This window comes from Pseudomonas sp. SP16.1 (assembly GCF_052682975.1).
In genome coordinates, this window is the sequence record NZ_JBQYFZ010000001.1 from 1,088,767 (window position 1) to 1,114,842 (window position 26,076).

Annotated in this window: 31 protein-coding genes, 1 tRNA gene and 1 riboswitch; of the genes, 26 read left to right on the plus strand and 6 right to left on the minus strand. The window is 70.0% G+C overall.

Annotation, left to right across the window (positions count from 1 at the left end):
* The first annotated feature begins 26 nt into the window (after window positions 1-26).
* The gene (locus tag ACUTAF_RS05350; protein ID WP_445578998.1) at window positions 27-263 is read left to right on the plus strand and encodes a glutaredoxin family protein; all 237 of its coding nucleotides are present in this window, start codon (window positions 27-29) and stop codon (window positions 261-263) included.
* 75 nt (window positions 264-338) lie between these two features.
* Here ACUTAF_RS05350 and ACUTAF_RS05355 read toward each other — a convergent pair.
* From ACUTAF_RS05355 to mobA, 3 genes are all read right to left on the minus strand, one after another.
* Window positions 339-415 (minus strand) — tRNA-Pro (locus ACUTAF_RS05355).
* Window positions 416-629: 214 nt separating this feature from the next.
* The gene (locus tag ACUTAF_RS05360) at window positions 630-851 is read right to left on the minus strand and encodes a YgdI/YgdR family lipoprotein (protein WP_445578999.1); all 222 of its coding nucleotides are present in this window, start codon (window positions 849-851) and stop codon (window positions 630-632) included.
* Between the two features lie 66 nt (window positions 852-917).
* Window positions 918-1,523 (minus strand): molybdenum cofactor guanylyltransferase MobA, encoded by a 606-nt coding sequence (mobA, locus tag ACUTAF_RS05365; RefSeq protein ID WP_445579000.1) that lies wholly within the window; start codon window positions 1,521-1,523, stop codon window positions 918-920.
* 64 nt (window positions 1,524-1,587) lie between these two features.
* On the opposite strand from mobA, the gene moaB reads away from it, so the two are divergent.
* The 25 genes from moaB to ACUTAF_RS05490 all read left to right on the plus strand — a co-directional run bounded on the left by moaB (window position 1,588) and on the right by ACUTAF_RS05490 (window position 23,382).
* Complete coding sequence (moaB, locus tag ACUTAF_RS05370) at window positions 1,588-2,127, plus strand: molybdenum cofactor biosynthesis protein B (protein WP_445579001.1); 540 nt, start codon at window positions 1,588-1,590, stop codon at window positions 2,125-2,127.
* Window positions 2,124-3,338, plus strand: a complete 1,215-nt coding sequence (locus ACUTAF_RS05375) for a molybdopterin molybdotransferase MoeA (RefSeq protein WP_445579002.1) — start codon at window positions 2,124-2,126, stop codon at window positions 3,336-3,338. Before moaB ends, ACUTAF_RS05375 begins: the two co-directional genes overlap by 4 nt.
* 4 nt (window positions 3,339-3,342) lie before the next feature.
* Window positions 3,343-4,131 carry an NAD-dependent deacylase gene (locus ACUTAF_RS05380; protein ID WP_445579003.1) on the plus strand — a complete coding sequence of 263 codons (789 nt, stop codon included), beginning with the start codon at window positions 3,343-3,345 and terminating at the stop codon, window positions 4,129-4,131.
* Between the two features lie 46 nt (window positions 4,132-4,177).
* Window positions 4,178-4,786, plus strand: coding sequence for a C40 family peptidase (locus ACUTAF_RS05385; protein ID WP_445579004.1), 609 nt, complete (start codon window positions 4,178-4,180; stop codon window positions 4,784-4,786).
* A gap of 86 nt (window positions 4,787-4,872) precedes the next feature.
* On the plus strand, window positions 4,873-5,391 hold the full coding sequence (locus tag ACUTAF_RS05390) for a C40 family peptidase (protein ID WP_445579005.1): 519 nt from the start codon (window positions 4,873-4,875) through the stop codon (window positions 5,389-5,391).
* Window positions 5,388-6,047, plus strand: a complete 660-nt coding sequence (locus ACUTAF_RS05395) for an O-methyltransferase (protein WP_445579006.1) — start codon at window positions 5,388-5,390, stop codon at window positions 6,045-6,047. Before ACUTAF_RS05390 ends, ACUTAF_RS05395 begins: the two co-directional genes overlap by 4 nt.
* Window positions 6,048-6,053: 6 nt before the next feature.
* Window positions 6,054-6,374, plus strand: a complete 321-nt coding sequence (locus tag ACUTAF_RS05400) for a hypothetical protein (RefSeq protein ID WP_445579007.1) — start codon at window positions 6,054-6,056, stop codon at window positions 6,372-6,374.
* Window positions 6,375-6,413: 39 nt separating this feature from the next.
* A riboswitch (cobalamin riboswitch) is annotated at window positions 6,414-6,618 on the plus strand.
* Between the two features lie 173 nt (window positions 6,619-6,791).
* A complete protein-coding gene (gene cobO / locus ACUTAF_RS05405; protein WP_445579008.1) occupies window positions 6,792-7,445 on the plus strand; it encodes a cob(I)yrinic acid a,c-diamide adenosyltransferase in 654 nt (217 codons plus the stop codon).
* Window positions 7,442-8,734, plus strand: coding sequence for a cobyrinate a,c-diamide synthase (locus ACUTAF_RS05410; protein ID WP_445579009.1), 1,293 nt, complete (start codon window positions 7,442-7,444; stop codon window positions 8,732-8,734). Before cobO ends, ACUTAF_RS05410 begins: the two co-directional genes overlap by 4 nt.
* Entirely contained in the window at window positions 8,731-9,384 is a 654-nt protein-coding gene (gene bluB / locus ACUTAF_RS05415) for a 5,6-dimethylbenzimidazole synthase (protein WP_445579010.1), read from the plus strand. The genes ACUTAF_RS05410 and bluB overlap by 4 nt, the downstream gene beginning before the upstream one ends.
* Window positions 9,385-9,411: 27 nt before the next feature.
* Window positions 9,412-10,320 (plus strand): adenosylcobinamide-phosphate synthase CbiB, encoded by a 909-nt coding sequence (gene cbiB / locus ACUTAF_RS05420; RefSeq protein WP_445579011.1) that lies wholly within the window; start codon window positions 9,412-9,414, stop codon window positions 10,318-10,320.
* Window positions 10,313-11,323 carry a threonine-phosphate decarboxylase CobD gene (gene cobD / locus ACUTAF_RS05425; protein WP_445579012.1) on the plus strand — a complete coding sequence of 337 codons (1,011 nt, stop codon included), beginning with the start codon at window positions 10,313-10,315 and terminating at the stop codon, window positions 11,321-11,323. Before cbiB ends, cobD begins: the two co-directional genes overlap by 8 nt.
* A complete protein-coding gene (locus ACUTAF_RS05430) occupies window positions 11,323-12,777 on the plus strand; it encodes a cobyric acid synthase (protein ID WP_445579013.1) in 1,455 nt (484 codons plus the stop codon). The genes cobD and ACUTAF_RS05430 overlap by 1 nt, the downstream gene beginning before the upstream one ends.
* Before the next feature lie 129 nt (window positions 12,778-12,906).
* Window positions 12,907-13,428, plus strand: coding sequence for a bifunctional adenosylcobinamide kinase/adenosylcobinamide-phosphate guanylyltransferase (gene cobU / locus ACUTAF_RS05435; protein WP_445579014.1), 522 nt, complete (start codon window positions 12,907-12,909; stop codon window positions 13,426-13,428).
* Window positions 13,425-14,480 (plus strand): nicotinate-nucleotide--dimethylbenzimidazole phosphoribosyltransferase, encoded by a 1,056-nt coding sequence (cobT, locus tag ACUTAF_RS05440; protein ID WP_445579015.1) that lies wholly within the window; start codon window positions 13,425-13,427, stop codon window positions 14,478-14,480. Before cobU ends, cobT begins: the two co-directional genes overlap by 4 nt.
* Window positions 14,477-15,052 (plus strand): alpha-ribazole phosphatase family protein, encoded by a 576-nt coding sequence (gene cobC, locus ACUTAF_RS05445; RefSeq protein WP_445579016.1) that lies wholly within the window; start codon window positions 14,477-14,479, stop codon window positions 15,050-15,052. Before cobT ends, cobC begins: the two co-directional genes overlap by 4 nt.
* Window positions 15,049-15,783 (plus strand): adenosylcobinamide-GDP ribazoletransferase, encoded by a 735-nt coding sequence (locus tag ACUTAF_RS05450; protein ID WP_445579017.1) that lies wholly within the window; start codon window positions 15,049-15,051, stop codon window positions 15,781-15,783. Before cobC ends, ACUTAF_RS05450 begins: the two co-directional genes overlap by 4 nt.
* Before the next feature lie 59 nt (window positions 15,784-15,842).
* A complete protein-coding gene (locus ACUTAF_RS05455; protein WP_445579018.1) occupies window positions 15,843-16,700 on the plus strand; it encodes a hypothetical protein in 858 nt (285 codons plus the stop codon).
* An 85-nt stretch (window positions 16,701-16,785) separates the two neighbouring features.
* Entirely contained in the window at window positions 16,786-17,190 is a 405-nt protein-coding gene (locus tag ACUTAF_RS05460) for a MarR family winged helix-turn-helix transcriptional regulator (protein WP_021445174.1), read from the plus strand.
* Window positions 17,191-17,254: 64 nt separating this feature from the next.
* Window positions 17,255-18,460 (plus strand): MFS transporter, encoded by a 1,206-nt coding sequence (locus tag ACUTAF_RS05465; protein WP_445579019.1) that lies wholly within the window; start codon window positions 17,255-17,257, stop codon window positions 18,458-18,460.
* A complete protein-coding gene (locus ACUTAF_RS05470) occupies window positions 18,457-18,582 on the plus strand; it encodes a hypothetical protein (protein ID WP_445582505.1) in 126 nt (41 codons plus the stop codon). Before ACUTAF_RS05465 ends, ACUTAF_RS05470 begins: the two co-directional genes overlap by 4 nt.
* Before the next feature lie 76 nt (window positions 18,583-18,658).
* Complete coding sequence (locus tag ACUTAF_RS05475; RefSeq protein WP_445579020.1) at window positions 18,659-19,207, plus strand: glutathione peroxidase; 549 nt, start codon at window positions 18,659-18,661, stop codon at window positions 19,205-19,207.
* Window positions 19,208-19,552: 345 nt separating this feature from the next.
* On the plus strand, window positions 19,553-20,479 hold the full coding sequence (locus tag ACUTAF_RS05480) for an esterase/lipase family protein (RefSeq protein WP_445579021.1): 927 nt from the start codon (window positions 19,553-19,555) through the stop codon (window positions 20,477-20,479).
* A 44-nt stretch (window positions 20,480-20,523) separates the two neighbouring features.
* Window positions 20,524-21,585 (plus strand): lipase secretion chaperone, encoded by a 1,062-nt coding sequence (locus tag ACUTAF_RS05485; RefSeq protein WP_445579022.1) that lies wholly within the window; start codon window positions 20,524-20,526, stop codon window positions 21,583-21,585.
* Window positions 21,586-21,597: 12 nt separating this feature from the next.
* Window positions 21,598-23,382, plus strand: coding sequence for an ATP-binding response regulator (locus ACUTAF_RS05490; protein ID WP_445579023.1), 1,785 nt, complete (start codon window positions 21,598-21,600; stop codon window positions 23,380-23,382).
* Here ACUTAF_RS05490 and ACUTAF_RS05495 read toward each other — a convergent pair whose 3' ends face one another.
* From ACUTAF_RS05495 to ACUTAF_RS05505, 3 genes are all read right to left on the minus strand, one after another.
* Complete coding sequence (locus ACUTAF_RS05495; RefSeq protein ID WP_445579024.1) at window positions 23,383-23,994, minus strand: response regulator; 612 nt, start codon at window positions 23,992-23,994, stop codon at window positions 23,383-23,385.
* 68 nt (window positions 23,995-24,062) lie between these two features.
* The gene (locus ACUTAF_RS05500) at window positions 24,063-25,337 is read right to left on the minus strand and encodes an OmpP1/FadL family transporter (protein ID WP_445579025.1); all 1,275 of its coding nucleotides are present in this window, start codon (window positions 25,335-25,337) and stop codon (window positions 24,063-24,065) included.
* 199 nt (window positions 25,338-25,536) lie between these two features.
* Complete coding sequence (locus ACUTAF_RS05505; protein ID WP_445579026.1) at window positions 25,537-26,016, minus strand: hypothetical protein; 480 nt, start codon at window positions 26,014-26,016, stop codon at window positions 25,537-25,539.
* Window positions 26,017-26,076: the final 60 nt, after the last annotated feature.

A 26,076-nucleotide genomic window follows, 5' to 3' on the forward strand; every position in this document is an offset into this window, starting at 1 on the left:
CACCTTGCAGAGACTGAGGTGCGTGTATGACGCCGGAATGCCAATTGCTGGGGACGCTGGGTTGCCACCTGTGCGAGGTGGCCGAAGCGCTGCTGATGCCGTTCGTCGAAAACGGCCTGCTGGTCGAGCTGATCGACATCGCCGAGCACGAAGGGATGGTGGAGCAGTACGGTCTGCGTATCCCGGTACTGCGTCGCTGTGACAATGGTGCCGAACTGAACTGGCCGTTCGATGGCGAGCAGGTGGTGGCTTTTCTGCGCTGAAGCCTTCGCTGGCTAGCGGCGGGCGAGGGAAATCGCAGGCATAAAAAAACCCGCCGGTTAGGCGGGTTTTTGATTTGGTCGGAGAGACAGGATTCGAACCTGCGACCTTCTCGTCCCGAACGAGACGCGCTACCAAGCTGCGCTACACTCCGAATGAGCCGTATTCTACCGAAAAACTTTTACTACACAAGGGGTTAGCCCGAAAAAATTTAACTTCGGGGGCTCCTTCGCGGGAGCACTGGGGCGCGCCGGCAGAGTTATGGCTTGGCGCGGCGGTCCGGCAACCCGCCGCGCAGGTAGTCGGGCGGGGCGCCAGCGCGCCCGCTCGCCGCGAATGACGGTGTGCGACTGAGGCTGGGTGAGCTCTCAGAGTTCCTTGACGGTCTGCACCTGGTCCTTGTTGACGGTGGCGCGCTTGCCGTCGAGTTGTTCGAACTCATAGAAGCCGGACTCTTCGTCGTACATGGGCTTGTCCACGGTGTGGATCTCGCGTCCGTCATTCAGGGTGATCACCGAAGGCGAGGCGCAGCCGGTCAGGACGGCGAAGCCGAGGGCGAAAATCAGGGCGGCAATGATCCGTTGAGTCATGGTCTGTCTCCTTGGGTGATCGAGGTCTGTACCCAGCCTCAGACGAACATGCGGCGCCCGAGTTCCCTAGGCCTCCTCCGGGCCTTGACGGGGCCGGGTGGCGGCGAGGATCTCCGGCGTATTCAGATTGGCCAGGCGCGCATCGTCGAGCGGGCAGTCCAGCGGCGTCGGTTGGAGGCGCTCGAACCACCGTTGCGGGCTGCGTTGGCCGGCCTGCCAGGCGTGCTCCAGGTCGTCCCGCAGATTGGTTGGCAGCAGGCAGAACAGTGGCTGCCAGTACTGCCCCTGGCGCACCACCGCCGGTTTGCTGCCGGCGCGGGCGAGCAGTGCGTCGAGCAGCGGGCGATCCACCAGGGGCGCGTCGCAGGGCAGCACCAGCAACTGGCTGTGGCGCGCCGCCGCCAGGCCTGCGCGAATACCGGCCAGCGGTCCCTGAAAGTCGCTGTCCTGGTCCGTCACCAGGCGGTCGGCATAGGGCGCGTAGCGCTCGGCGTTGCGGTTGCAGGAAATGATCAGGTCGTCGCTCAAGGGGCGCACCAGTTCGTGCAGCCAGGCGATCAGCGGCCGTCCGCGCCACTCCAGCAGACCCTTGTCGCGACCGCCCATGCGTTGGCCGCGGCCGCCCGACAGCAGCAGTACGGAGCAGGCGGGCGGGTCATTCGATACGGACATGCTGCGGTCTCCTCGGGGCTGTGTGATATAACTCCGGCCATTCTCTCGCAATTGGAAGCCCGCCATGAACCATAAGGCCGAGGCGCTGTTCGTGCCGCTGCAGATCGCCGTGCTCACCGTCAGCGATACCCGCACCCTGGAAACCGATACTTCGGGACAACTGTTCGTCGATCGCCTGCAGGCGGCCGGTCACCAGTTGGCCGCCCGTGTCCTGCTCAAGGACGACCTTTACAAGATTCGCGCCCAGGTCGCCGGCTGGATCGCCGACGACGGCGTGCAGGTAGTGCTGATCACCGGCGGCACCGGTTTCACCGGGCGCGACAGCACCCCAGAAGCGGTCGCCTGTCTGCTTGACAAGCAGGTGGACGGCTTCGGCGAGCTGTTCCGGCAGATCTCGCTGGCCGATATCGGCACCTCCACCATCCAGTCGCGCGCCCTGGCCGGCCTGGCCAACGGCACCCTGGTGTGCTGCCTGCCGGGTTCGACCAACGCCTGCCGCACCGCCTGGGACGGCATCCTCGGCGAGCAGCTGGATGCCCGTCATCGTCCCTGCAATTTCGTTCCCCATCTGAAACAGGTGGCCGCCTGCGAGAGCCGCGGATGAGCGGTTGCGAGCAACCCGGTCTGCTGCCCATGGAGGCGGCGCTGGCACGCCTGCTCGCGCTGGCCGAGGCTGCGCCCATCGCGCAGCAGGAAACGGTCGCGCTGGCCGATGCCGACGGCCGGGTGCTGGCCGAGCCGCTGCTCGCCGCACTCGACCTGCCGCCCTGGGACAACAGCGCCATGGACGGTTACGCCCTGCGCCTGGCCGACTGGCAAGGCGAGGCGCTGCCGGTCAGCCAGCGCATTCAGGCCGGCATGGCCCCGCTGCCGCTGCAGGCGGGCAGCTGCGCGCGCATCTTCACCGGCGCGCCGCTGCCGGCCGGTGCCGACTGCGTGGAAATGCAGGAAAACGTCGAGCTCGACGAAGCCGGCCAAGTGCGCTTTTGCCAGCCGCTGCGGCTTGGCCAGAACGTCCGCGTCCGTGGCCAGGAAACCCGCGTCGGCGACTGCGTGCTGCCGGCCGGCACGCGCCTGGGGCCGATCGAACTGGGCCTGGCCGCCTCCCTCGGCGCGGCCGAATTGCGTGTGCGGCGGCGGCCGCGGGTCGCCGTGCTGTCGACCGGCGACGAACTGGTCGAGCCCGGCCAGGCACTCGGCCCGGGACAGATCTACAACAGCAACCGCCGCCTGCTCAGCGCCTGGCTGCAGCGCCTGGGCTGCGCCGTGGTCGACGCCGGCATCCTGCCCGACGACCTGGCGTTGACGCGCGAGGCCCTCGGCAGGCTCGGCGACGTCGACCTGATCCTGTCCACCGGTGGGGTCTCGGTGGGCGAGGCGGATTATCTCGGCTTGGCCCTGCGCGAGGCCGGCGAGCTGGCGCTATGGAAGCTGGCGATCAAGCCGGGCAAGCCACTGACCTTCGGTCATTACCAGGGCGTGCCGGTGATCGGTCTGCCGGGCAATCCGGCCTCGACCCTGGTCACCTTCGGCCTGCTGGCGCGCCCCTACCTGCTGCGCCGCCTCGGCGTGCAGCGCATCGAGCCGCTGGGCTTCGCCGTGCCGGCCGGGTTCGCCTGGCGCAAGCCGGGCATGCGCCGCGAGTACCTGCGCGCGCGCCTGGAAAACGGCCGCGCGGTGCCCTACGCCAACCAGAGCTCCGGGGTGCTGCGTAGCGCCGCCTGGGCCGAAGGGCTGGCCGAGGTGCTCGAGGGGGCGACGCTGGAGGAGGGCGACAGCCTGCGGTTCATCCCTCTTAGCGAGATCCTGGGCTAAGGCCATGGACGAGGCGCTGCGGCGAGTCGCGCGAGCCATCGGGCAGGCCGAGCGCATCCTGGTCATTACCGGGGCGGGGCTGTCGGCCGATTCCGGCCTGCCCACCTACCGCGGCCTCGGCGGGCTGTATAACGGCCATACCGCCGAGGGCCTGCCGATCGAGGCGGCGCTGTCCGGGCCGATGCTGCGCCGCGACCCGGCGCTGTGCTGGAAATACCTGGCCGAGCTGGGCCGGGCCTGCCTTGGCGCGGCGCCGAATGCCGGCCACCTGGCCATCGCCGAGTTGCAGCGGCGCAAGCCCGGTTGCTGGGTGCTGACGCAGAATATCGATGGCTATCACCGCGCTGCCGGCAGCCCCGGCGAGCGCCTGATCGAGATCCATGGCGAGCTGGCGCCGCTGTACTGCCAGTCCTGCGGCGTCGAGGACGGCGAGTTGGCCGAGCACCTGCAGCGGCCGTTGCCGCCGCACTGTGGGCAGTGCGGCGGGGTGTTGCGCCCGCCCGTGGTGCTGTTCGAGGAGATGCTCCCGGAGGCGGCGATCGACAGCCTCTACGCCGAGCTGCGCAAGGGTTTTGCCGTGGTGCTCAGCGTCGGCACCAGCGCCAGCTTTCCTTATATTGTCGAGCCGGTGCTGCGTACCCGCCAGGCCGGCGGCCTGAGCGTGGAGATCAACCCCACGCTGACCGACCTCAGCGGCGTGGTGGATGTACGATTGGCGGGGCGGGCCTTAGATGTTTTGCCGGAACTGCTGGGTCACATTCCGGGCGATAGAATTTGCAAATCGCCTGCATAGAGGGCATAGTCGCGCACTTGTAAATTCAACCGACACGGTCGTGCCCATGCGCAAACGCTTCGCACCCCTCGTGCCTTTTGCACTCATCGCCTTTCTCGCCGCCTGCGCCGGCCACGCGCCGCAGCCGCAGCTCGACGAACCCGCGGTCGAACCCGTCGCTCAGCAGGTCGAACCTGCCGAGGACGAGATCGCCGCGCTGATCGACGACAAACCCTACGAAATGCCGCAGCTGGCCGACAGCCTGCTCGATCTCGGGCGTTCGCTGGTCGGCACCCGCTATCGCTACGGCGGCAACTCGGTGCAGTCCGGCTTCGACTGCAGCGGCTTCGTCGGCTACCTGTTCCGCAAGGAAGTCGGCCTGGAACTGCCGCGCTCGACCCGCGAGCTGATCAACCTGGACGCGCCCAAGGTGGCCCGCGCCGACCTGGAACCGGGCGATCTGATCCTGTTCAACGACCGCGGCCGCGGCCGCGTCAGCCACGCCGGCATCTACCTCGGCGACGATCAGTTCATCCACTCCAGCAGCAGTCGCAGCGGCGGCGTGCGCATCGACAGCCTGGACGACAGCTACTGGAATCGCAGCTACCTGCAGGCCAAGCGCGTCCTCGCCCTGGCCCCGGTGGACGACGAACAGGCCGCCCAGCGTCATCCCTGAGAGCTTGCGGCGCGGCCCCACGGGGTTGCGCCGTTCGTCCCGAGCCGGCAGAGTAGGGCGCATCCAGGCTCAGGATCGCCTCGCTCATGCCCGTCACGACCCGTGTTGCCCTGCTCGTTCTCGCCCTGCTGCTGAGTGCCTGCAGCAGTCGTGCCCCCAGCCCCCAGCCCAGCTACCCACCAGCCACCGGCCAGGTCCAGGGTGGCGCCGACGACGTGCTGTTCCGCGCCTTGGGCCTGGTCGGCACGCCCTATCGCTACGGCGGCAATACCCCGGACGGCGGTTTCGATTGCAGTGGCCTGATCGGCTACGTCTATCGTGACGCCGCCGGCATCAGCCTGCCGCGTTCGACCCGCGAGCTGAGCGCCATGCGCAGCCCCAATGTGCGCCGCGACGCACTGCAGAGCGGTGACCTGGTGTTCTTCGCCACAAGCGGCGGGCGCGGCGTCAGCCATGCCGGCATCTATGTCGGCGACGGGCGTTTCGTCCACGCGCCGTCTTCGGGCGGCACGGTGCGCCTGGACAGCCTCGACAACAGCTACTGGCAGCGCGCCTACCTGGACGCCAAGCGCGTGCTCACCGCCGAACTGGCGCGCAATCCGTGACCCAGCGCAGCCTGCAGCTCGACGACGCGCTTTACCAGTACCTGCTGGACGTCTCCCTGCGCGAGTCGCCGTTGCTCGCCCGCCTGCGCGCGGAAACCGCGCAGCTGAGCGAGGCGCGCTGGCAGATCGCCCCGGAGCAGGGTCAGTTCATGGCCCTGCTGGTGCGCCTGGTCGGCGCGCGGCGGATCGTCGAGGTCGGCACCTTCACCGGCTATAGCGCCATTTGCCTGGCCGATGCCATGGGGCCGCAGGGCCAGCTGATCTGCTGCGACCTGCCCGGCGACTACAACGCCACTGCGCGCCGCTATTTCGCCGAGGCCGGTCTGGCCGAGCGTATCCAATGGCGTCTGGGCCCGGCGCTGGACAGCCTGACGGCGCTGGAGGGCGAAGGGCAGGGCGACTTCGACCTGATCTTCGTCGACGCCGACAAGGCCAACTACCCGGCCTACCTGGAGCAGGCGCTGCGCCTGCTGCGCCAGGGCGGCCTGTTGCTGTTCGACAACACCCTGTGGAGCGGCAGGGTGTTGCAGCCGCAGCCGGACAGTGCCGATACCTGCGCCATTCAGGCGCTGAACCGGGCGCTCAAGGACGATGCGCGCGTCGAGCTGTCACTGCTGCCGCTGGGCGACGGCCTGACCCTGTGCCGCAAGCGCTGAGCCGCCGTGGCCGATGCCATCCGCCTGCCGCCCCAGCCCGACGCCTGCGAACTATGCGCGCGGCCGGTAGCGCTGACCCGTCACCACCTGATCCCCAAGGCTCTGCACGACAAGGCCTATGTGCAGAAGCGCTATCCCCGCCACGAACGCATCACTGCCACGCTCTGGGTCTGTCGCGCCTGCCATAACCAGATCCACCGGCTGTTCAGCGAGAAGGAGCTGGCACTGAGCTACAACAGCCGTGAAGCGTTGCTGGGCGACGAGCGCTTGCGCGGCTTCGTCGAGTGGCTGGCGCGCAAGCCGGCCGGCTTCGTCCCCCGCCACTGAGTCGCGCCGGCGTTGACGGGCGAGGCGGCCAGCCTCTACCCTGCGCGCCTTGCTTCAGGTGCCCGACGCCACGCGCGTACGAGGTGAAACAGGGAAGCCGGTACAGAATCCGGCGCTGCCCCCGCAACGGTAGGTGAGTCAAACGCCGCTCTATTGCCACTGTGCTTCGTGCATGGGAAGGCGCGGCGCTAGCCCGCGAGGCTCGCTCACAAGCCCGGAGACCGGCCTGCTGCAGTCCACGGCATCGCGGAGGGCGTTGTCTGGCGTGCGGGCTCGCCTTCCCAGTGGCCCGCGCGCGCCGTTCTCCGCCTGCCTTGTCCAGCCCAGTGTGTTCGGGAGCGCAACGATGCCGCCACGCCAGCTTGCCAGTCGTGCACTGCGACCCGCGCCCGGATGCCCGCAGACCAGGAAACCTCGATGAGCGCATCGACCGAACGCGACAGCGAATCGACCCAGCGCGACAGCGCATCGGCTGAACGCGACGCCCGGCATCAGGCGCGCATGGCGCGCAAGAAGGCGCTGATCGACGCGAAGATCGCCCAGGCCCAGGATGAATACGGCCTGCTGCTGGTGCACAGCGGCAACGGCAAGGGCAAGAGCAGCAGCGCCTTCGGCATGGTCGCCCGCGCCCTCGGCCACGGCATCAAAGTCGGCGTGGTGCAATTCATCAAGGGCGCCGCCAGCACCGGCGAGGAGGCCTTCTTCCGCCGTTTCCCCGAGGAGGTCAGCTACCACGTGATGGGCGAGGGCTTCACCTGGGAGACCCAGGATCGCCAGCGCGATATCGCCAAGGCGCAGCAAGCCTGGGGCGTGGCCCGGCGCCTGCTGAACGACGAGAACGTCGGTCTGGTGGTGCTGGACGAGCTGAATATCGCCCTCAAACACGGCTATCTGGAGCTCGCTGCGGTGCTCGCCGATATCCAGGCGCGGCCGCTCTCGCAGCACGTGGTGGTGACCGGGCGCGGAGCCTTGGCCGGGATGATCGAGGCAGCCGATACGGTGACCGAGATGAGCCTGGTCAAGCATGCCTTCAAGGCCGGGGTGAAGGCGCAGAAGGGGGTGGAGTTTTGACCTCGCGCCAGTGTCCGGCGCTGCTGATCGCCGCGCCGGCCTCGGGGCAGGGCAAGACCACCGTCACCGCCGCCCTGGCGCGCCTGCACGCCCGCCAGGGGCGGCGGGTGCGGGTGTTCAAGTGCGGCCCGGATTTCCTCGACCCGATGATCCTCGCCCGCGCCAGCGGCGCGCCGGTGTACCAGCTCGACCTGGCCATGGTCGGCGAGGCGGAGAGTCGCCGCCTGCTCTGGCAGGCAGCGGGCGAGGCCGAGCTGATCCTGATCGAAGGGGTGATGGGGCTGTTCGACGGCCAGCCCTCGGCGGCCGACCTGGCGCGGCAGTTCGGCGTGCCGGTGCTGGGGGTGATCGATGGTTCGGCCATGGCGCAGACCTTCGGCGCCCTGGCCCATGGCCTGGCGACCTTCCAGGCCGACCTGCCGTTCGCCGGCGTGCTCGGCAACCGGGTGGCCAGCGCGCGCCATGGCGAGATCCTGCGCGCCGCGCTGCCGCCGAGCATCCGCTGGTACGGCGCGCTGCCGCGCAATGCCGCGGTGGAGCTGCCCAGCCGTCACCTGGGGCTGGTGCAGGCGCAGGAGCTGGCCGATCTGGATGCGCGCCTGGACGCCGCCGCCGATGCCCTGGCCGCCAGCGCCGAGGTGGCCTTGCCGGCGCCGGTGCGTTTCGCCGCGCCGCCGCCGTGGGCGGTCGAGCCGCTGCTGGCCGGCGTGCGCATCGGCGTGGCGCGCGATGGCGCTTTCGCCTTTCTCTACCAGGCCAACCTCGATCTGCTGCGCGAGCTGGGCGCCGAGCTCGAATTCTTCTCGCCGCTGCTGGGCGATCGCCTGCCGCAGGTGGACAGCCTCTACCTGCCCGGCGGCTATCCCGAATTGCACCTCGCCGAGCTGCAAGGCAACCAGGCCATGGCCGCGGCGATCCGCGCCCATCACCGGGCCGGCAAGCCGATCCTCGCCGAGTGCGGCGGTATGCTCTATCTGCTCGACGAGCTGACCGACAAGCAGGGCGCCAGCGGTCGCATGCTCGGCCTGCTGGCCGGCCGCGCCGCACTGCAGCCGCGATTGACCGCCCTGGCTTTGCAGGAAGTGGAGTTGCCGGAAGGCGAGCTGCGTGGCCACAGCTACCACCATTCGCGCCTGGACAGCCCGCTGGCGCCGCTGGCCCTGGGCCGTTGCCCGAACGGCAAGGCGGTGGCCGAGGCTGTCTACCGCCTGGGCCGGCTGACGGCCAGCTATATCCACTTCTACCTGCCGTCCAATCCCCTGGCGGCGGCAGCGCTGTTGCGTCCATGAGCGAGCAGGCCTTCAGCGCCGCCGAGCGCGCCGCGGTGTACCGCGCCATCGCCGAGCGCCGCGACATGCGTCATTTCAGCGGCGGCGAGGTGCCGGCCGAGGTGCTGGCACGCCTGCTGGAGGCGGCGCACCGCGCGCCCAGCGTCGGCCTGATGCAGCCCTGGCGCTTTCTGCGTATCAGCGACCCGCAATTGCGCGAAGCCGCCTGCGCGCTGGTGGAGGCGGAACGGGTGCGCACCGCCGAGGCGCTGGGCGAACGCTCGGACGAATTTATGCGGCTCAAGGTCGAGGGCATTCGCGAGTGCGCCGAGCTGCTGGCGGTGGCGCTGATGGACGGGCGCCAGAAGCATGTCTTCGGCCGCCGCACCCTGCCGGAAATGGATATGGCGTCGGTGGCCTGCGCCATTCAGAATCTCTGGCTGGCCGCCCGCGCCGAGGGCCTGGGCCTGGGCTGGGTGTCGCTGTTCGAGCCCGAGGCGTTGGCCGCGCTGCTGGGCATGCCGGCCGGCAGCAAGCCGGTGGCGCTGCTCTGCCTGGGGCCGGTCGCGGCCTTCTATGACAGGCCGATGCTGGTGGAAGAGGGCTGGGCGACGCCGCGGCCGCTGACTGAACTGCTGTTCGAGAATCGATGGGGAGAACGCGGTGATTGACCGCCCGATTGGCAACGGAGGCCATGCATGAGCCTGGCGCTCAGTACCCTGGCCGGGGTAGCGCTGGATGCCGCGCTCGGCGAGCCGAAGCAGGGCCACCCGTTGGTGGCCTTCGGTCGCTTGGCCGAGCGTTTGGAGCAGCGCTTCAACCCCGCCGGCGGCGGCTGGCGCAGCCATGGGGTGAGCGCCTGGTGCCTGGCGGTGCTGCCGCTGACCCTGCTGACCTGGCTGCTGGCCCAGGTCTCGGCCTTCGGCTGGGCGGTGGAGATCGCCGCGCTGTACTTCGCCCTCGGCCTGCGCAGCCTCGGCGAGCACGCGCGGCCGGTGGCGCAGGCGCTGCGCCTGGGCGATCTGGCGCTGGCGCGCGAGCGCGTCGGCTGGATGGTCAGCCGCAACACCGCCGCGCTGGACGCCGGCGGCGTGGCCCGTGCCGGCACCGAGTCGGTGCTGGAGAACGGCTCGGATGCGGTGTTCGCCGCGCTGTTCTGGTTCGTCGTCGCCGGTGCGCCGGGCGTGGTGCTGTACCGCCTGAGCAATACCCTGGACGCCATGTGGGGTTATCGCAACGAGCGCTTCGAGCGCTTCGGCTGGGCCGCGGCGAAGATCGACGACGCCCTCAACTACATCCCCGCGCGCCTGGTGGCGCTGACCTACGCGCTGCTCGGCCACAGCGCCCTGGCGCTGCGCTGCTGGCGCCGTCAGGCGCCGCAATGGGACAGCCCCAACGCCGGCCCGGTGATGGCCGCCGGCGCCGGCAGCCTGGGGGTGAGTCTGGGAGGCGCGGCCGAATATCACGGCGAGCTGCATGTGCGCCCGCAACTGGGCGAGGGGCCGCCGCCGCGGGCGCGCGATATCGAGCGCGCGCTGAATCTGGTGTGGGGCGGCGTGCTGCTGTGGCTGGCCCTGCTGGGGCTATGGGAGGCACTGAATGGCTGAGCATGGAGGCCGCCTGCGCGCGGCGGCGCAACGATATGGCATTGCCCTGGACGACTGGCTTGACCTGTCCACCGGCATCGCCCCCTACGGCTGGCCGCTGCCGGCGATTGCGGCCGAGGCCTGGACCCGCCTGCCGGAGCCGGACGATGGCCTGGAGGCCGTCGCCCGTGACTACTACGGCGCGGCCAGCCTGCTGCCGATGGCCGGGTCGCAGGCGGTGATCCAGGCCTTGCCGCGCCTGCGCAAGGCCTGCACGGTGGGCATCGTCTCGCCGACCTACGCCGAGCATGCGGCCGCCTGGCGGCGCGAGGGCCATCGCCTCGTCGAGATCAGCGAGGGCACCATCCCGCGTGCCCTGGCCCAGCTGGACGTATTGGTGCTGGTCAATCCGAACAACCCCACCGGCCGCCTGATCGAGCCGGCGCGCCTGCTCGACTGGCACGCGCAACTGGCCGCGCGCGGCGGCTGGCTGGTGGTCGACGAGGCGTTTATCGACTGCACGCCGGAATACAGCCTGGCGGCCTACGCCGACAGGCCGGGGTTGATCGTGCTGCGCTCGTTCGGCAAGTTCTTCGGCCTGGCCGGGTTGCGCCTGGGTTTCGCCCTGGCCGAGCAGGCTCTGCTGGACGAGCTCGCCAAGTGGCTCGGTCCCTGGGCGGTCAGCGGCCCGGCGCGCAGCGTGGCGCGCAGCCTGCTGGCCGACCAGCCGGGCCAGGTGCGCCAGCGCCAGCGCCTGCTGGCCGACGGCGAGCGCCTGGCGGCCCTGTTGCACGACTGCAATCTGCCGCCAGTCGGCGGCTCGGCGCTGTTCCAGTTCTGCTGCACGCGGCGCGCGGTGCCCTGCTACGAACTGCTGGCGCGGCGCGGCATCCTCGTGCGGCTGTTCGCCGAGCAGGACGCCCTGCGCTTCGGCCTGCCGCCGCATGAGTTCGGCTGGCAGCGGCTGGAGCAGGGCCTGCGCGCGTGCGCGGCGATGCTGGCCAGCCTGGAGGAAACATCCTGATGAGCGCGACGCTGATGGTGCAGGGCACCACCTCCGACGCCGGCAAGAGCACCCTGGTGAGCGCCCTGTGCCGCTGGGCGCGGCGCCAGGGCGTGGCGGTGGCGCCGTTCAAGCCGCAGAACATGGCGCTGAACTCGGCGGTCACCGCCGATGGCGGCGAGATCGGCCGCGCCCAGGCGGTGCAGGCGCAGGCCGCCGGGCTCGAACCCCACACCGATATGAACCCGGTGCTGCTCAAGCCCAACAGCGACACCGGCGCCCAGGTGATCATCCACGGCCGCGCGGTGGGCAATATGCAGGCGCTGGCCTATCACGGCTACAAGCAGGTGGCGATGGCCGCGGTGCTCGAGTCCCACGCGCGCCTGTGCCAGCACTACCCGTTGGTGCTGGTGGAGGGTGCCGGCTCGCCGGCAGAGATCAACCTGCGCGCCGGCGATATCGCCAACATGGGCTTCGCCGAGGCGGTGGACTGCCCGGTGATCCTCATCGCCGATATTGACAAGGGCGGGGTGTTCGCCCATCTGGTCGGCACCCTGGCGCTGCTCAGCCCGTCCGAGCAGGCACGCATCAAGGGCTTCGTGATCAACCGCTTTCGCGGCGACATCGCCCTGCTGCAACCGGGACTGGACTGGCTGGAGCAGCGCACCGGCAAGCCGGTGCTCGGCGTACTGCCCTACCTGACGGACTTGCACCTGGAGGCCGAGGACGCCGTCGACACCCGCCAGCAGGCCAAGGCCGAGGACGCGTTGCGGGTGGTGGTACCGGTGCTGCCACGGATCAGCAACCACACCGACTTCGACCCGCTGCGCCTGCACCCACAGGTGCAGCTGAGCTTCGTCGGCCCAGGCCAGGCGATTCCACCGGCCGACCTGATCGTCCTGCCCGGCTCCAAGAGTGTGCGCGCCGACCTGGCGCGGCTGCGCGAGCAGGGCTGGGACGCCGCCATCGCCCGTCATCTGCGCTACGGCGGCAAGCTGTTGGGCATCTGTGGCGGCCTGCAGATGCTCGGCCGGCAGATTCATGACCCGCACGGCCTGGAAGGCGCCGCCGGCAGCAGCGAGGGCCTCGGCCTGCTCGATTTCGAGACGCGGCTGGAGCCGCAGAAGCAGTTGCGCAACGTGCGCGGCCGCCTGTGCCTGGAGCAGGCCGAGGTCAGCGGCTACGAGATTCATGCAGGGGTCAGTACCGGCGGTGGCCTCAACGGTGCGGTGAGCCTGGACGACGGTCGTCGCGACGGCGGCCTGAGCGGCGACGGTCAGGTGCTTGGCACCTACCTGCATGGCCTGTTCGAGCGCCCTCAGGCCTGCGCCGCGCTGCTGCGCTGGGCCGGGCTGCGCGAGGTGCAGGCGGTGGACTACCAGGCCCTGCGCGAACGCGATATCGAGCGCCTGGCCGATCTGGTGGAGGCGCATCTGGATACCGATCAACTCAAGGCGCTCTGTGGCCTGGCGTAGGGGGGCGACGCTTTTTTTTCGTCCACCGCTGTGGTCGTTGGCACCTGCCAATGGTGGATCGGTAAAGCGTGATCCACCCTACGTAGCGGATTTACCAGCGGTGCGCACGGCGCACCCAGGGGAGTGGCAATGCTTGAACTGATCCTCGGCGGCGCCCGTTCCGGCAAGAGCCGGCTGGCGGAGAAGCTGGCCACCGAGTCCGGCCTGGAGGTGCTTTATATCGCCACCAGCCAGGCGCTGGATGGCGAGATGAGTGCGCGCGTCGCCCAGCACCGCGCGCGCCGCCCGGCGCATTGGGGCCTGGTGGAAGAGCCCGTGGAACTGGCCCGCGTGCTGCGCGAGCAGGCGCGCGAGGGGCGCTGCCTGCTGGTGGACTGCCTGACCCTGTGGCTGACCAACCTGCTGCTCTTGAACGACCAGGCGCGCCTGGCCGCCGAACGCGACGCGCTGCTCGCAACCCTGGGCGAGCTGTCCGGGCGCATCCTGCTGGTCAGCAACGAGACCGGCCTGGGTGTGGTACCGCTGGGCGAGCTGACCCGCCGTTACGTCGACGAGGCCGGCTGGCTGCACCAGGCCCTGGCCGAACGCAGCCGGCGCGTGCTGTTCTGCGTCGCCGGCCTACCCATGGTTCTCAAGGGAGAGGCGTTATGAGCCTGCACTGGTGGCAGGGCCCCTGCCAGCCGCTCGATCACGTGGCGCGGGCCAAGGCCGAGGCGCGCCAGCAGCAACTGACCAAACCGGCCGGCTCGCTCGGCCGTCTGGAGGCGCTGGCGATCCAACTGGCGGCGCAGCAGGGCAGCGACATACCGACGCTGGAACGCTTGTGGATCGCCATCTTCGCCGGTGATCACGGCGTGGTAGCCGAGGGCGTGTCGGCCTACCCGCAGGCGGTGACCGGGCAGATGCTGCGCAATTTCATCGGTGGCGGTGCGGCCATCAGCGTGCTGGCGGACCAGCTCGACGCCGCGCTGGAAGTGATCGACCTGGGCACCGCCGTGCCTCTCGAGCCGCTGCCCGGCGTGCGTCACCTACAGGTCGGCGCCGGCACGCGGAACTTCGTCCACGCGCCGGCGATGACCCTGGCCCAGGCGCTGATCTGCCTGCAGGCCGGGCGCGACAGCCTGCTGCGCGCCCGTGCGGTGGGCTGCGAGCTATTCATCGGCGGCGAGATGGGCATCGGCAACACCACCGCCGCCGCCGCGCTGGCCTGCTGGCTGCTCGATTGCGCGCCGGCCGAGCTGGCCGGCCCCGGTACCGGCCTGGACGCCGCCGGGGTGGCGCACAAGGTGCAGGTGATCGAGGCGGCGCTGGCCCTGCACCGGTCGCAGCTCGGCGAACCGCTGCAGGCGCTGGTGCACCTGGGCGGCTTCGAGATCGCCGCGCTGGTCGGCGCCTACCTGGCGGCGGCGCAGCAGGGCGTGGCGGTGCTGGTGGACGGCTTCATCTGCAGTGTCGCCGCGTTAGTGGCCGTGCGCCTGAACCCTGGTTGCCGCGGCTGGCTGCTGTTCGCCCACCGTGGCGCCGAGCCCGGGCATGCCCGGGTGCTGCAGACGCTGGACGCCGAGCCGCTGCTGGAGCTGGGCCTGCGCCTGGGCGAGGGCAGCGGGGCGGCGTTGGCCGTGCCGCTGCTGCGCCTGGCCTGCACGCTGCACGGGCGGATGGCGACTTTCGCCGAGGCGGCGGTGGCGGATCGTCCGGCATGAGCCTGCACCTGGAACTGCTGCGCCACGGTGAAACCGAGCAGGGCGGCGGCCTGCGCGGCAGCCTCGACGATGCCCTGACCGCCGCCGGCTGGGCGCAGCTGCGCGCCGCGGTGGCCGGCGCCGGGCCCTGGGACGCGTTGGTCAGCTCGCCGCTGCAGCGTTGTGCGCGCTTCGCCGAGGAGCTGGCGGCGCAGCACGGCCTGCCGCTGGCCTTCGACGCCGAGCTGCAGGAGCTGCACTTCGGCGCCTGGGAGGGACGCAGCGCCGCCGAGTTGATGCAGACCGATGCCGAGGCCCTGGGCCGCTTCTGGGCCGATCCCTATGCCTTCACCCCACCGGACGGCGAGCCGCTGCTGCGCTTCGAGGCGCGCATCCTCGCCGCCCTGCAGCGGCTGTACCAGGCGCATCGCGGCCGGCACCTGCTGCTGATCACCCATGGCGGGGTTATGCGTCTGCTGCTGGCGCGCGCCCGCGGCCTGCCGCGCCACGAGCTGCTGCAGGTCAATGTCGGTTACGCCCAGCGCGTGCGCCTGCAGCTGGACGGGCAGGGCGCCCTGACGGAGCTGGCATGAGCCCGGCGCTGATCGCCCTGCAGTTTCTCACCCGCCTACCGGTCCGCCTGCCGGGCATGCCCACGGCCGAGCAGCTCGGCCGTTCGCTGCTCTGGTATCCGGCCGTGGGCCTGCTGCTCGGTCTGCTGCTGTGGGGAGCTCACTTGCTGCTGGGCGCGGCCCCGGCATTGCTCCAGGCGGCGATCCTGCTGGCGCTGTGGGTGGGCCTGAGTGGTGGCCTGCATCTGGACGGCCTGGCCGACAGCGCCGACGCCTGGGTCGGCGGCTTCGGCGACCGCGAGCGGACCCTGGCGATCATGAAGGACCCGCGCAGCGGGCCGATGGCGGTGACGGTGCTGGTGCTGCTGCTGCTGCTCAAGTTCGCCGCCTTGGTCAGCCTGTTGCAGGCCGGCCAGGGCCTGCTGCTGGTGCTGCTGCCCTGGCTGGCGCGCGGCCTGCTGCCGCTGCTGCTGTGGACCACGCCCTACGTGCGCGTCGGCGGCCTGGGCCAGACGCTGGCCGAGCAGCTGCCGCGCGGCCAGCTGCCCTGGCTGCTGGCCGGCCACGGCCTGGCCATCTGCCTGCTGTACGGCGGGGCCGGCGGGCTGGCGCTGGCGGTCGCCGCGCTGGTGTTTTTCTGCTTGCGGCGTCTGATGTACCAACGCCTGGGCGGCACCACCGGCGATACCGCCGGGGCCCTGGTCGAGCTGGCCGAATGCGCCGTCGCCCTGGCGCTGGCCTTGCTGGTCTGAGGGCAGATCCCGTGGCCTCGCCTAGGCTTCAGGCATAACCACAAAGGTTGCCTGCCTGTATGCCTGCCTTTCTCTGGATGCTCATGCTGTTGTGCCTGTTCCAGCCCGTTGCCCGAGGCGAAACCCTGACCTGGGGCGTGCTGCCGCTGCCCGGGGTATTCAACGTGCGCGATGGCGAGTTGGTCGACGGCGTGCTCTACGAGGCCATGCAGCTGCTCGACGCGCAGCTGGGGGAGCTGCAGGTCCGCTACGAGGTGCTGCCCTTCGCCCGCCTGGAGCAGCGCCTGCTGGCCGGCGAGCCGCTGTGCGCCAGCGGCCAGTTGCAGAGCGCCGAGCGCGACCGTCTGGGACACTTCGTCGCTTTTCTGCAGTCGCCGCCGATCCATGTGCTGGTACGGCGCCAGACCTATGCGCAGCTGGCCCTGGACGACGGCCGGGTCAGTCTCGCCTGGCTGCTGGCCAATCCCTACCTGCGCGGCGCGCTGACCCGCGGCCGGGTCTACCCGCCGGCCATTCGCGAACCCCTGCAGCAGGCGCTGGACGCTCGCCGCCTGCTCGAACTGGCGGCCGGCACCGCCGGCGACAACCTGCTGCTGATGGTCAGCCACCGGCGCATCGACTACACCTTCGAGTACCCCATGGTCTACACCGAGGTAGCGCGCAGCTTCAGCCTCGGCGACAGCCTGGTCAGCGTGCCCTTGCTGGAGGGCGATGCGCTGGTGCCGGTGGGTTTCTACTGCCCGCGTACGGCCTGGGGCGCGCGCATGGCCGCGCGCCTGGAACGCGCCGTGGTCGCCCTGCTGGCGCAGCCGCAGGGCCTGCTGCAGGTGCAGCGGCGCTGGCTGCCGGACGAGGTCTACGCGCGCTTCGCCGCGGACTTTCGCCGCTACTACCGGCAACGCTCCGCCGGGCGCTAGCGGGAGCGCCTGGCGCACTGTTATGCCGACAAAGCGGGCAACTGTGCCTGTGTCTCCGCGCAAAGCGGGTATATACCTGTACCCCATGTTGCCGACCACCTGTCTCTGCACCCAATTGCGCCGCGCCAGCCGCGGGGTGACCCGACGTTACGACGACGCGCTCGCCGCGGTCGGGCTCGGCGCCGCCCAGTTTTCCCTGCTGCGTCATGTGCAGCGGTTGGGGCAACCGAGCATTTCCGCGCTGGCCGAGGCCATGGGCCTGGATCGCAGCACCCTGGGGCGCAACCTGAGGGTGCTGCAGGAGCAGGGCTTGCTGCAGCTCGGCGAAGGCCGTGACCAGCGCAGCCGCGAAGTGCTGCTCAGCGCCGCCGGCGTGCAGCGTCTGCAGCAGGCGCTACCGCTCTGGCAGCAGGTGCAGGACGAACTCAATGCACGCCTTGGCGAGGAGCGCCGCGCCGAGCTGATGCAACTGCTGGAACAACTGGCCTGATCGCGTATCGGCTCTTACTTATCGCCTTCACGGCCACGACTGGCCGTCCCCGGGAGACACCGCAATGACTACCGCATGGCGCTCGACCACCTGGCTGCTGCTTGGCGCGTCGCTGATCCTGGCCCTGTCGCTGGGCATCCGCCACGGCTTCGGCCTGTTCCTGCCGCCGATGAGTGCCGAATTCGGCTGGGGGCGCGAGGTGTATGCCTTCGCCATCGCCCTGCAGAACCTGATCTGGGGCCTGGCGCAGCCGTTCACCGGGGCACTGGCCGACCGCTTCGGCGCGCGCCGCACCATAGTCGCCGGCGGCCTGCTGTATGCCGTCGGCCTGCTGCTGATGGGCCTGGCCGACTCGCCGCTGTCGCTGTCGCTGAGCGCCGGCCTGCTGATCGGTATCGGCCTGTCCGGCACTTCCTTCTCGGTGATCCTCGGCGTGGTCGGGCGCGCCGTGCCGGCGGAAAAGCGCAGCATGGCCATGGGTATCGCCGCGGCGGCCGGCTCCTTCGGCCAGTTCGCCATGCTGCCCGGCACCCTCGGGCTGATCGGCTGGCTCGGCTGGTCCTCGGCGCTGCTCGCCCTCGGCCTGCTGGTGGCGCTGATCCTGCCGCTGGCGGCGATGATCAGGGAGCGTCCGCAGCCGCTGCCGAGCGGCCATGAGCAGAGCCTCGGCGAGGCGCTGCGCGAGGCGGCCGGCCACTCCGGCTTCTGGCTGCTGGCGCTGGGTTTCTTCGTCTGCGGCTTCCAGGTGGTGTTCGTCGCTGTGCACCTGCCGGCCTACCTGGTCGACCACCACCTGCCGGCGCTGACCGGCACCACGGTGCTGGCCCTGGTCGGGCTGTTCAACATCTTCGGCACCTATATTGCCGGCTGGCTCGGCGGGCGCATGTCCAAGCCGCGCCTGCTCAGCGCCCTGTACCTGACGCGCGGGGTGGTCATCAGCCTGTTCCTGGTGGCGCCGCTGACACAGTGGAGCGCCTACCTGTTCGGCATGGCCATGGGCCTGTTGTGGCTGTCCACGGTGCCGCTGACCAACGGCACCGTGGCGACGCTGTTCGGCGTGCGCAACCTGTCGATGCTCGGCGGCATCGTCTTCCTGTTCCACCAGCTCGGCTCCTTCCTCGGCGGCTGGCTGGGCGGCTATCTCTACGACCACACCGGCAGCTACGACCTGGTCTGGCAGATTTCCGTTCTCCTCAGCCTGATGGCCGCGGCGCTCAACTGGCCGGTGCGCGAGCGCCCGGTGGCGCGCCTTCAGGAGGTCGCGGCGTGATCCTGCGGCCCGTGCCGCTGGTCGCCGCGCTGCTGGCGGCTGGCCTGCTGCTGGCGCTGGCCTGGTGGGGCTGGCGTCAGGGCGGCCTGGCGCTGCTGCAGCTGGGCGTCGGTATCTGCTAGCGGTGCGCCGGCGTTGCTCTGCGCGGGCAGGGCGAGTAGCGTGGACGCATCGTTGAGAATCTCCAGGACCCTCCTTATGTCGCTGCGCCGTTTTGTCTGTTGCCTCCTGTTGTCCGGCCTGGCATTGCCTGCCCTGGCCGCCGACTGCCCGGAACTGCTGCAGGGCGAGCTGCCGAGGCTGCGGGCCAAGGAAACCATCGACCTGTGCCAGTTTGCCGGCAAGCCGCTGGTGGTGGTCAATACCGCCAGCTTCTGTGGCTTCACCCCGCAGTTCAAGGGGCTGGAGGCGCTCTACCAGCGCTACAAGGATCAGGGCCTGGAGGTGCTCGGCGTGCCCTCGGACGACTTCCGCCAGGAGGCCGACGACAGCGAGAAGACCGCCAGCGTCTGCTACGTCAACTATGGTGTGACCTTTCAGATGAGCGAGGCGCAGGCGGTCACCGGCGCCGACGCCATCCCGCTGTTCAAGGGCCTGGCCGAGCAGAGCAAGGCGCCGCGCTGGAACTTCTACAAGTACGTGGTCGACCGCCAGGGCAAGGTGCTGGCGAGCTTCTCCAGCCTGACCAAGCCGGACGACCCGGCGCTGGTCGCCGCGGTGGAGAAGGCCATCGCCTCGAAGCCCTGAGAGCCTGTTCAAAGTCTGCTGCGCGTCGGCCCTGCTGCGTTAAGGCTCGGCAAGCCGCTTGCGGCTAACGCGCTTTAGCGCGGCCCGAAGGGCGAACGAAGTGAGTACTGCTCATGTACAGCTCGTAAAGTCGAGCGCGACTCCGACCGGTCCTCGCCTGTTTTTGCGGGGCCGCCATCGGTATTGCATGGCTCTAGCTCGCGAGCCTTTGAACAGGCTCTGATCCTCCCGCTTCACCGCCCTTCACCCATCTGGGGGATGGGGCCGCGGCGCCTGCCTGCCTAGACTGGCCCGGCGCCGGACGCAGTTTCCCGGCGTGCCCACAAGAACAACAAGGAGGCACCCATGCGTCGCGTCTATACCACTGCCCTGGCCGCCCTGGCCCTGGTCGGCGCCGTTCAGGCCCAGGCCGGCTACACCGAAACCAAGTACCCCATCGTGCTGGTGCACGGCATCACCGGCTTCGACACCATCGGCGGGCTGGTCAACTACTTCCACACCATCCCCTGGAACCTCGAGCGCGACGGCGCCCGGGTGCATCTGGCCAGCGTCGCCGCGTTCAACGACAGCGAGCAGCGCGGTGCCGAGCTGGCCCGGCAGATCGTGCCCTGGGCCGCCGCCGGCGGCGGCAAGGTCAACCTGATCGGCCACAGCCAGGGCTCGCCGACCTCGCGCGTGGCGGCCTCGCTGCGCCCGGACCTGGTGGCCTCGGTGACCTCGATCAACGGCGTCAACAAGGGCTCCAAGGTCGCCGACGTGGTACGCGGGGTGATTCCCGCCGGTGGCCTGATCGAAGGCGGCGCCGATGCCATCGCCAACGCGCTCGGCGCGTTGATCAACCTGCTGTCCGGCGCCAGCAATCCGCAGAGCGGCATCGACGCCCTGGCCACCCTGACCACTCCCGGCACCAGCGCGCTCAACAGCCGCCACCCCTGGGGCGTGAACAATAGCAGCTACTGCGCCAAGTCCACCGAGCTGCACAACGTGCGCGGCCACGACATCCGCTACTTCTCCTGGACCGGCAACGCCGCCTACACCAACGTCTTCGATGCCGCCGACCCCTTCCTGGCCTTCACCGGTCTGGCCTTCGGCAGCGAGAAGAACGACGGCCTGGTCGGCGTCTGCGCCACCTACCTGGGCCAGGTGCTGGGCGACAGCTACAACATGAACCATGTCGATGCGGTCAACCACCTGTTCGGCATCCGCGGCTGGACCGAGCCGGTGTCGCTGTACCGCCAGCATGCCAACCGCCTGAAGAACAAGGGCGTCTGATCCCCCGAGCGGCGGGCCGCACGGCCCGTCGCAGCGAGTCGTCCATGTCCCGATCCCTGATCCTTTGCCTGGCCGCGGCGTCGTTCGCCGGCGGCCTGACCCTGTTCTGGCGCTGGCCGGCGGCCGCACCCGCGCCGGCAGCACCTGTCGTCTCTGTTGCCGCTACCGTGCAGGCATCGGCGCCGCTCGCCCCTGTGCCGCCGCCGGTGCTGGCCGCAAAATCGCCCATGCCAGCCGCGCTGCGGCTGCCGAGCCTGGCCGGCACCGAGGTCGACGGCCGCCTGCAGACCGATGCCGCCGGCAATCTGGTGCTGGAGCTGGCGCTGCGCGATTACTTCGACTACTTCCTCAGCGCCGTCGACCACTCCGGTCTCGACGCCTCCATCGCGGCGTTGCTGGCCGACGCCGGCGCACGTCTGCAGGAGCCGGCGCTGGGTCAGATGACCAGCCTGCTCGGCGACTACCTCGACTACAAGCGCGCCAGCCTGGCGCTGCTGCAGCAGCCGCTAGACGCGCGCCAGCAGGTCGAGCCGCAGGCCCAGCTGCAAGTGCTGCAGCAGGCCTTCGAGCGTCTCGACGCGCTGCGCCGCACGCATTTCTCGGCGGCGGCGCAGGAGGCGCTGTTCGGCGCCGAGCAGGCCTACGCCCGCTACACGCTGGACCGCCTGGCGCTGCAGCAGCGCGAGGACTTGGGCGAGGCGCAGCGCGCGCAGTTGCACGAGCAGCTGCGCCAGCAGTTGCCGCAGGCACTGCGCGCCAGCGAGCTGCGCCAGCTGCAAGCGCAGGAGCAGCTGGCGCGCAGCGAGCAGCTGTGGCGCGAGGGGGCTGACGAGCAGCAGGTGCGCGAGTTCCTGGCGATGACCTATGATCCGCCCACCGTGCAGCGCCTGTTGCTCGAACAGCGTCGCGAGCGCGACTGGCAGCAGCGCTACCAGGCCTACCGCACCGAGCTGGCGGGGCTGCAGGGCCAGGGGCTGAGCGCGGCGGACGCGGCGCAGGTGCAGCAGCGCCTGCGCGAGCGGTTGTTCGCCGCGGATGATCGACACCGGGTGGAGACCTATGACGCCATTGCCGCCAAACAACCCGAGGCGTCGCCGCAGCCCTGAGCGGCGCCCGTCATGAATTTCGAGGCGCAGGAGCGCCTGCTGCTGGCCCAGCAGCGTCGCGGCTACGCACGCCTGCGTTTCGTCCCGGCGCTGGAGGGCGAGTTCGCCGCGCACCGGTTGCAGCGCATCCGTCGCCGCCTGCCGCTGATCGTTGCGACCGCGGTGCTGTTCCAGCTGGTCTACGCGCTGCTGGATTTCCTCGCCATGCCCCTGGCCGTCAGCCTGTCGGTGCTGCCGCTGCGTCTGCTGGCGCTGGGCGCGGTGCTGCTGGCCTTCGTCTACTGTCGGCGGCCGAGCGCGTCGCCGCAGCGCTCGTTGGTCGCCTACGCCGGCGCCTACCTGTGCACCGGCGCCTGCGTCGCGGCGATCATTCATCTGGCTTGGCGGCAGGGGCTAGCACTGCCTTACGACGGCCTGTTCCTGATCCTGCTGTTCGGTTATCTGCTGCTGGGCCTGCCTTTGCGGGCGATCAGCTTGTGCAGCTGGAGCTTCTGCCTGCTGTTCGTCGGGCTTTGCCTGGGTTTCGGCGAGACAGGCAGCGAGCTGGCCTATCAGGGGTTGTTCCTGCTCTGCGCCAACCTGATCGGCACGGTCGGCGCCTATATGCAGGAGCACGGCCAACGCAGCGCCTGGCTCAACCTGCGTCTGCTCAATCTGGCGCGCCTGCGCGCCGAGGCCGACGATGCGCGCAAGTTGCGCCTGTTGGCGGCGGCCAGCCACGACCTGCGCCAGCCGCTGAACGCCATGGGCCTGTTCGCCCAGCACCTGGTCGAGCAGGGCGACGCCAAGACCCGCCGTATCAGCTCGCGCCTGGCCGCCTCGGTGGAGCAGCTTGGCCGCCTGCTGCAGTCGCTGCTGGACTACAGCCGCCTGACCCTGCCCGGCGGTATCCAGGCCAGCCCCCAGCCATTCGCCCTGCGCCCCTTGCTCGAGCGTCTGCTCGGCGAGATGGCGCCGCAGGCGCGCCAGCAGGGCCTGCAGCTGGTACTGGACTGCGCGGACCTCGGCGTACGCAGCGACCCGCTGCTGCTCGAACGGCTGCTGCGCAATCTGCTGCACAACGCCCTGCGTCATGCCCGGGCGCGGCGCCTGAGCCTGAGTGCGCGGCCCGCGGGCGAGCAGCTGGTGCTGGAGGTGGCCGACGACGGCCGCGGCCTGAGCGAGGCGGAGCAGGCGCTGGTGTTCGAGGAGTTCCGTCAGCTGGACAACCCCGGGCGCAACGCCGAGCGCGGGCTGGGCCTCGGCCTGGCCATCGTGCGGCAGCTCGCCGAGGTGCTCGAGCACCCGCTGCAACTGCACTCGCAGCCCGGCGTCGGGGCGCGTTTCGTCCTGCTCTTGCCGCTGGCCGAGGTGCCGCTGCAGCCGCCATCGCCTGAAGGTGCGCCAGCGCTGCGCGGGCGCATCCTGCTGCTGGAGGACGATGCCACCGGCCGCGAGGCGCTGGCCGGGCTGTTGCGTCGCTGGGGTTGCGAGGTGCAGGCCTGCGCCGATCTGGCCGAGGCGCTGGCGGCGCTGCAGTGCGCGCCGCCGCAACTGCTGATCAGCGATTACCGCCTGGCCGAGCAGGGCGACGGTCTGCAGGCCATCGAGCGGCTGCGCGAGGCCGCCGGGCAGATGCTGCCGGCGCTATTGATCAGCGCGGACCTGAGTCCGGAACTGCAGGAGCGCTGCCTGCCGGCTCACGTCATCCCGCTGGGCAAGCCGCTGTTGCCGGCGCGTTTGCGCCAGGTGCTGGTCGCCCAGCTGCAGCCGCGTCAGCGGCTCAGTCGAGTCGACGAGGCGCCGGCGGACGCCTGATCACAGCCAGCCGCGCTGGCGCGCGGCACTGACACAGGCGGTGCGGGTGTGCACGGCGAAGGTCTCGAACAGGGTCTTGAGGTGGGTCTTCACCGTGTCCTCGGCCAGCCCCAGTTGGCGGCTGATGGCCTTGTTCGGCAGGCCTTCGGCGAGCAGCTGGAGGATCTCCAGCTGGCGGGGCGTCAGCGGCGAGGCGCTGGCCGGCGCCGGCAGGGTCTCGCCCAGCAGCACGCGGGCGACCGCCTGGCGCAGGGCAGCGCCGTCGGCACTCTTGGGGATGAAGCCGAGAGCGCCGGCGGCCAGCACAGCCTGGGCATCGAGTGCCGAGTCGCTGGCGCTGAGCACCGCCACCGGCGTGCTCTCGCCGCGTTCCAGCCAGCGCCGCAGCAGCTCCAGCCCCGGTTTGTCGGGCAGGCGCAGGTCGAGCAGGATCAGGTCATAGGCATGCTGGCGCAGGCACTGTTCGGCTTGCGCGGCGCTGTGTGCGGTATGGATCTGCAGGTTCTCGGCGAGCGGGGCGAGGGCCAGACTCAGGCCGTCGAGGAAGATGCGGTGGTCGTCCACCAGGAGCAGGCGCAGGTCGTCGGGCAGGTTGGTGCGCAGGGTGGTCATGGCGATGCGATCTCACGCGGCTTTTCTTGTTGTTCTGCCGCGCGAGTGTAGCCAATGCCGAGCGCCGATTAGAAGCGGTAGCTGAGCGAGGCGGCCAGGCCGTGGGCGCTGTTGTCGTAGCGGGCCCGGTAGTCGCCGCGCGTGGCGCTCGGATGATTCACCGCCACCGACTCTTCGTGCAGATAGGAGTAGGCCAGGTCGATGGTCATGTCGCGGTTCGGGCTCCAGCCGGCGCCGACGCTGAAGATGGTGCGGTCGCCCGAGGGGATGCGCGGCGAGCGGTCGCCGTTGTTGGTCGGCGTCTGGTCGACGGCAATGCCGCTGCGCAGGGTCCACTGCGGGTTGAGCCGGTAGGACAGGCCGAAGGCATGGGCCCAGGTGTCGTGCCAGTTCTGCTCCTCGACTATGGTGGCGAGGTTGGCTGGCAGGGTGGCGGCGTCGTTCTCCACGCGGATCTCCTGGAAGCGGCTCCAGCGCGTCCAGGTGCTGCCCAGGTACAGCGTCCAGGCGTCGTCCAGCTCATGGGTGATGGACAGGTCCACCGATTCCGGGGTGGTCAGCTCCAGGTTGGCGTCGTACTTGCCGGAGAGCCCCGCCAGCACGCCGCTGGCGGAGACCCGGGTATCGCCTTCGAGCTGGTGTTTGACCCGCGAATGGTAGGTGATGCCGGCGCGGGTGCGCGGGCTGAACTCGTAGAGTACGCCGGCGTTGAAACCGACGGAGTTGTCGTCGCCCTTGACCTTCACCTTGCCATCGTTGCTGCCCGGGCTGAACGGATTGAGCAGGGACGAACTGAGTTCGCCCTCGATATGGTTGAAGGTCGGGCCGAAACCGACCGACAACCGGTCGTTGAAGCGGTAGCTGAGGGTCGGCTGGACGGTGATCACCCGTACGTAGCTCTTGTCGGCGTGATAGCGGCCCTGGAAGCCGCGCTCGTAATCGGTCATCAGGCCGAAGGGCACATAGACCCCGAGGCCGAAGGCGACCTTGTCGTCCAGCGGCTTGACGTAATAGCCCATGGGCACGCCGGTGGCCGGCACCATGTCGCCATCGTTGCTACCGGCCAGCGGCAGCGGGCCGGCATTGGCGCCGGCGTTGTCGATGTCGCTCCTGGCGTGGATGGCCGCGGCACCGACATAGACTTCGGCGCGCTGCAGGCGCGCCATGCCGGCGGGGTTGCCGAACAGGGTGGAAGCGTCCTCGGCGGCCGAAGAGCGGCCGGCGAAGGAGGTGCCCATGGCGCTGACGCTCTGTTCGTTGATGGCGAAGCCGCTGGCCAGGCCGTGGCTCGAAGTGGCGGCGACGGCCAGGGCCAGGCCGGTCTTGAGGAGGCGTTTGCTCACGGGGGAACTCCTGTGGGTGAGGCGGGGGGGCGCACACTACAGTCTTTCCTGACTCCGGCCAAGCCACATAAGTTCAGAGAAAAGGAGGATATTGTCGGACAAATATCGATGATTGTCGGACATTTAGACGATTATGCCTTGGGTGCGATGGGCGCCGGTCGGCCTTTCCCCCGCTTGCCCGGTCCGCGCACCCCTGCAATCAGGCCACCCGACTGAACTGGCCGACCCAGCGCTGCCAGGCGTCGAGGAAATCGCAGAGCTGGCCCTGCGGCTGGAACACCTGGCGCCAGATGCGCGCCAGACCGAGCAGATCGTCGGCGGCCGGCAGTTCGATCCGTTCGGCTTCGATCAGCAGCCAGGCAATCGCCGTGGCGTAGCGCAGGTTCACCGTCAGCTCCAGGTGTGGCGCGGCGAGGAAGGCGTGCTGGCTGGCCAGGCCGCGCACCCGGCTGGCGAGCTCCGGGTCGCGCGCCAGATACCTGTCCCAGAGCTGCAGGTGGCGCTGTTCGGGGATGCGGTACAGGCCCTGGCCGCGGCGGTCGTCCAGCGCGCTGCCGAGTGCCGACTGGCTGGCCGCGGTGCCGAGCAGCAGCGCCTCGGCGACGGCGCAATGGCACCCCAGGTAGAGGAGGGTAGGGCGGATGACGTGTTGGCTGAGGTCGCAGGCGGCTATTCCCATGGCATCCTCGCGAAAGGTGCCGGTGGGGCCGGGCGCTTGGCAGCCTTTGTTCGTCGTTCT

Bases quoted from the DNA above. Each gene is read 5' to 3' on its own strand.
- cbiB (WP_445579011.1), top strand. From the start codon at position 9,412: ATGAGCCTGGCGCTCAGTACCCTGGCCGGGGTAGCGCTGGATGCCGCG.
- cobC (WP_445579016.1), top strand. From the start codon at position 14,477: ATGAGCCTGCACCTGGAACTGCTGCGCCACGGTGAAACCGAGCAGGGC.
- ACUTAF_RS05430 (WP_445579013.1), top strand. From the start codon at position 11,323: ATGAGCGCGACGCTGATGGTGCAGGGCACCACCTCCGACGCCGGCAAG.
- ACUTAF_RS05455 (WP_445579018.1), top strand. From the start codon at position 15,843: ATGCCTGCCTTTCTCTGGATGCTCATGCTGTTGTGCCTGTTCCAGCCC.
- cobT (WP_445579015.1), top strand. From the start codon at position 13,425: ATGAGCCTGCACTGGTGGCAGGGCCCCTGCCAGCCGCTCGATCACGTG.
- cobU (WP_445579014.1), top strand. From the start codon at position 12,907: ATGCTTGAACTGATCCTCGGCGGCGCCCGTTCCGGCAAGAGCCGGCTG.
- ACUTAF_RS05485 (WP_445579022.1), top strand. From the start codon at position 20,524: ATGTCCCGATCCCTGATCCTTTGCCTGGCCGCGGCGTCGTTCGCCGGC.
- ACUTAF_RS05490 (WP_445579023.1), top strand. From the start codon at position 21,598: ATGAATTTCGAGGCGCAGGAGCGCCTGCTGCTGGCCCAGCAGCGTCGC.
- ACUTAF_RS05450 (WP_445579017.1), top strand. From the start codon at position 15,049: ATGAGCCCGGCGCTGATCGCCCTGCAGTTTCTCACCCGCCTACCGGTC.
- ACUTAF_RS05390 (WP_445579005.1), top strand. From the start codon at position 4,873: ATGCCCGTCACGACCCGTGTTGCCCTGCTCGTTCTCGCCCTGCTGCTG.
- cobO (WP_445579008.1), top strand. From the start codon at position 6,792: ATGAGCGCATCGACCGAACGCGACAGCGAATCGACCCAGCGCGACAGC.
- ACUTAF_RS05505 (WP_445579026.1), bottom strand. From the start codon at position 26,016: ATGGGAATAGCCGCCTGCGACCTCAGCCAACACGTCATCCGCCCTACC.
- bluB (WP_445579010.1), top strand. From the start codon at position 8,731: ATGAGCGAGCAGGCCTTCAGCGCCGCCGAGCGCGCCGCGGTGTACCGC.
- ACUTAF_RS05460 (WP_021445174.1), top strand. From the start codon at position 16,786: ATGTTGCCGACCACCTGTCTCTGCACCCAATTGCGCCGCGCCAGCCGC.
- ACUTAF_RS05480 (WP_445579021.1), top strand. From the start codon at position 19,553: ATGCGTCGCGTCTATACCACTGCCCTGGCCGCCCTGGCCCTGGTCGGC.
- ACUTAF_RS05380 (WP_445579003.1), top strand. From the start codon at position 3,343: ATGGACGAGGCGCTGCGGCGAGTCGCGCGAGCCATCGGGCAGGCCGAG.
- mobA (WP_445579000.1), bottom strand. From the start codon at position 1,523: ATGTCCGTATCGAATGACCCGCCCGCCTGCTCCGTACTGCTGCTGTCG.
- cobD (WP_445579012.1), top strand. From the start codon at position 10,313: ATGGCTGAGCATGGAGGCCGCCTGCGCGCGGCGGCGCAACGATATGGC.
- ACUTAF_RS05375 (WP_445579002.1), top strand. From the start codon at position 2,124: ATGAGCGGTTGCGAGCAACCCGGTCTGCTGCCCATGGAGGCGGCGCTG.
- ACUTAF_RS05385 (WP_445579004.1), top strand. From the start codon at position 4,178: ATGCGCAAACGCTTCGCACCCCTCGTGCCTTTTGCACTCATCGCCTTT.
- ACUTAF_RS05495 (WP_445579024.1), bottom strand. From the start codon at position 23,994: ATGACCACCCTGCGCACCAACCTGCCCGACGACCTGCGCCTGCTCCTG.
- ACUTAF_RS05465 (WP_445579019.1), top strand. From the start codon at position 17,255: ATGACTACCGCATGGCGCTCGACCACCTGGCTGCTGCTTGGCGCGTCG.
- ACUTAF_RS05360 (WP_445578999.1), bottom strand. From the start codon at position 851: ATGACTCAACGGATCATTGCCGCCCTGATTTTCGCCCTCGGCTTCGCC.
- ACUTAF_RS05350 (WP_445578998.1), top strand. From the start codon at position 27: ATGACGCCGGAATGCCAATTGCTGGGGACGCTGGGTTGCCACCTGTGC.
- ACUTAF_RS05475 (WP_445579020.1), top strand. From the start codon at position 18,659: ATGTCGCTGCGCCGTTTTGTCTGTTGCCTCCTGTTGTCCGGCCTGGCA.
- moaB (WP_445579001.1), top strand. From the start codon at position 1,588: ATGAACCATAAGGCCGAGGCGCTGTTCGTGCCGCTGCAGATCGCCGTG.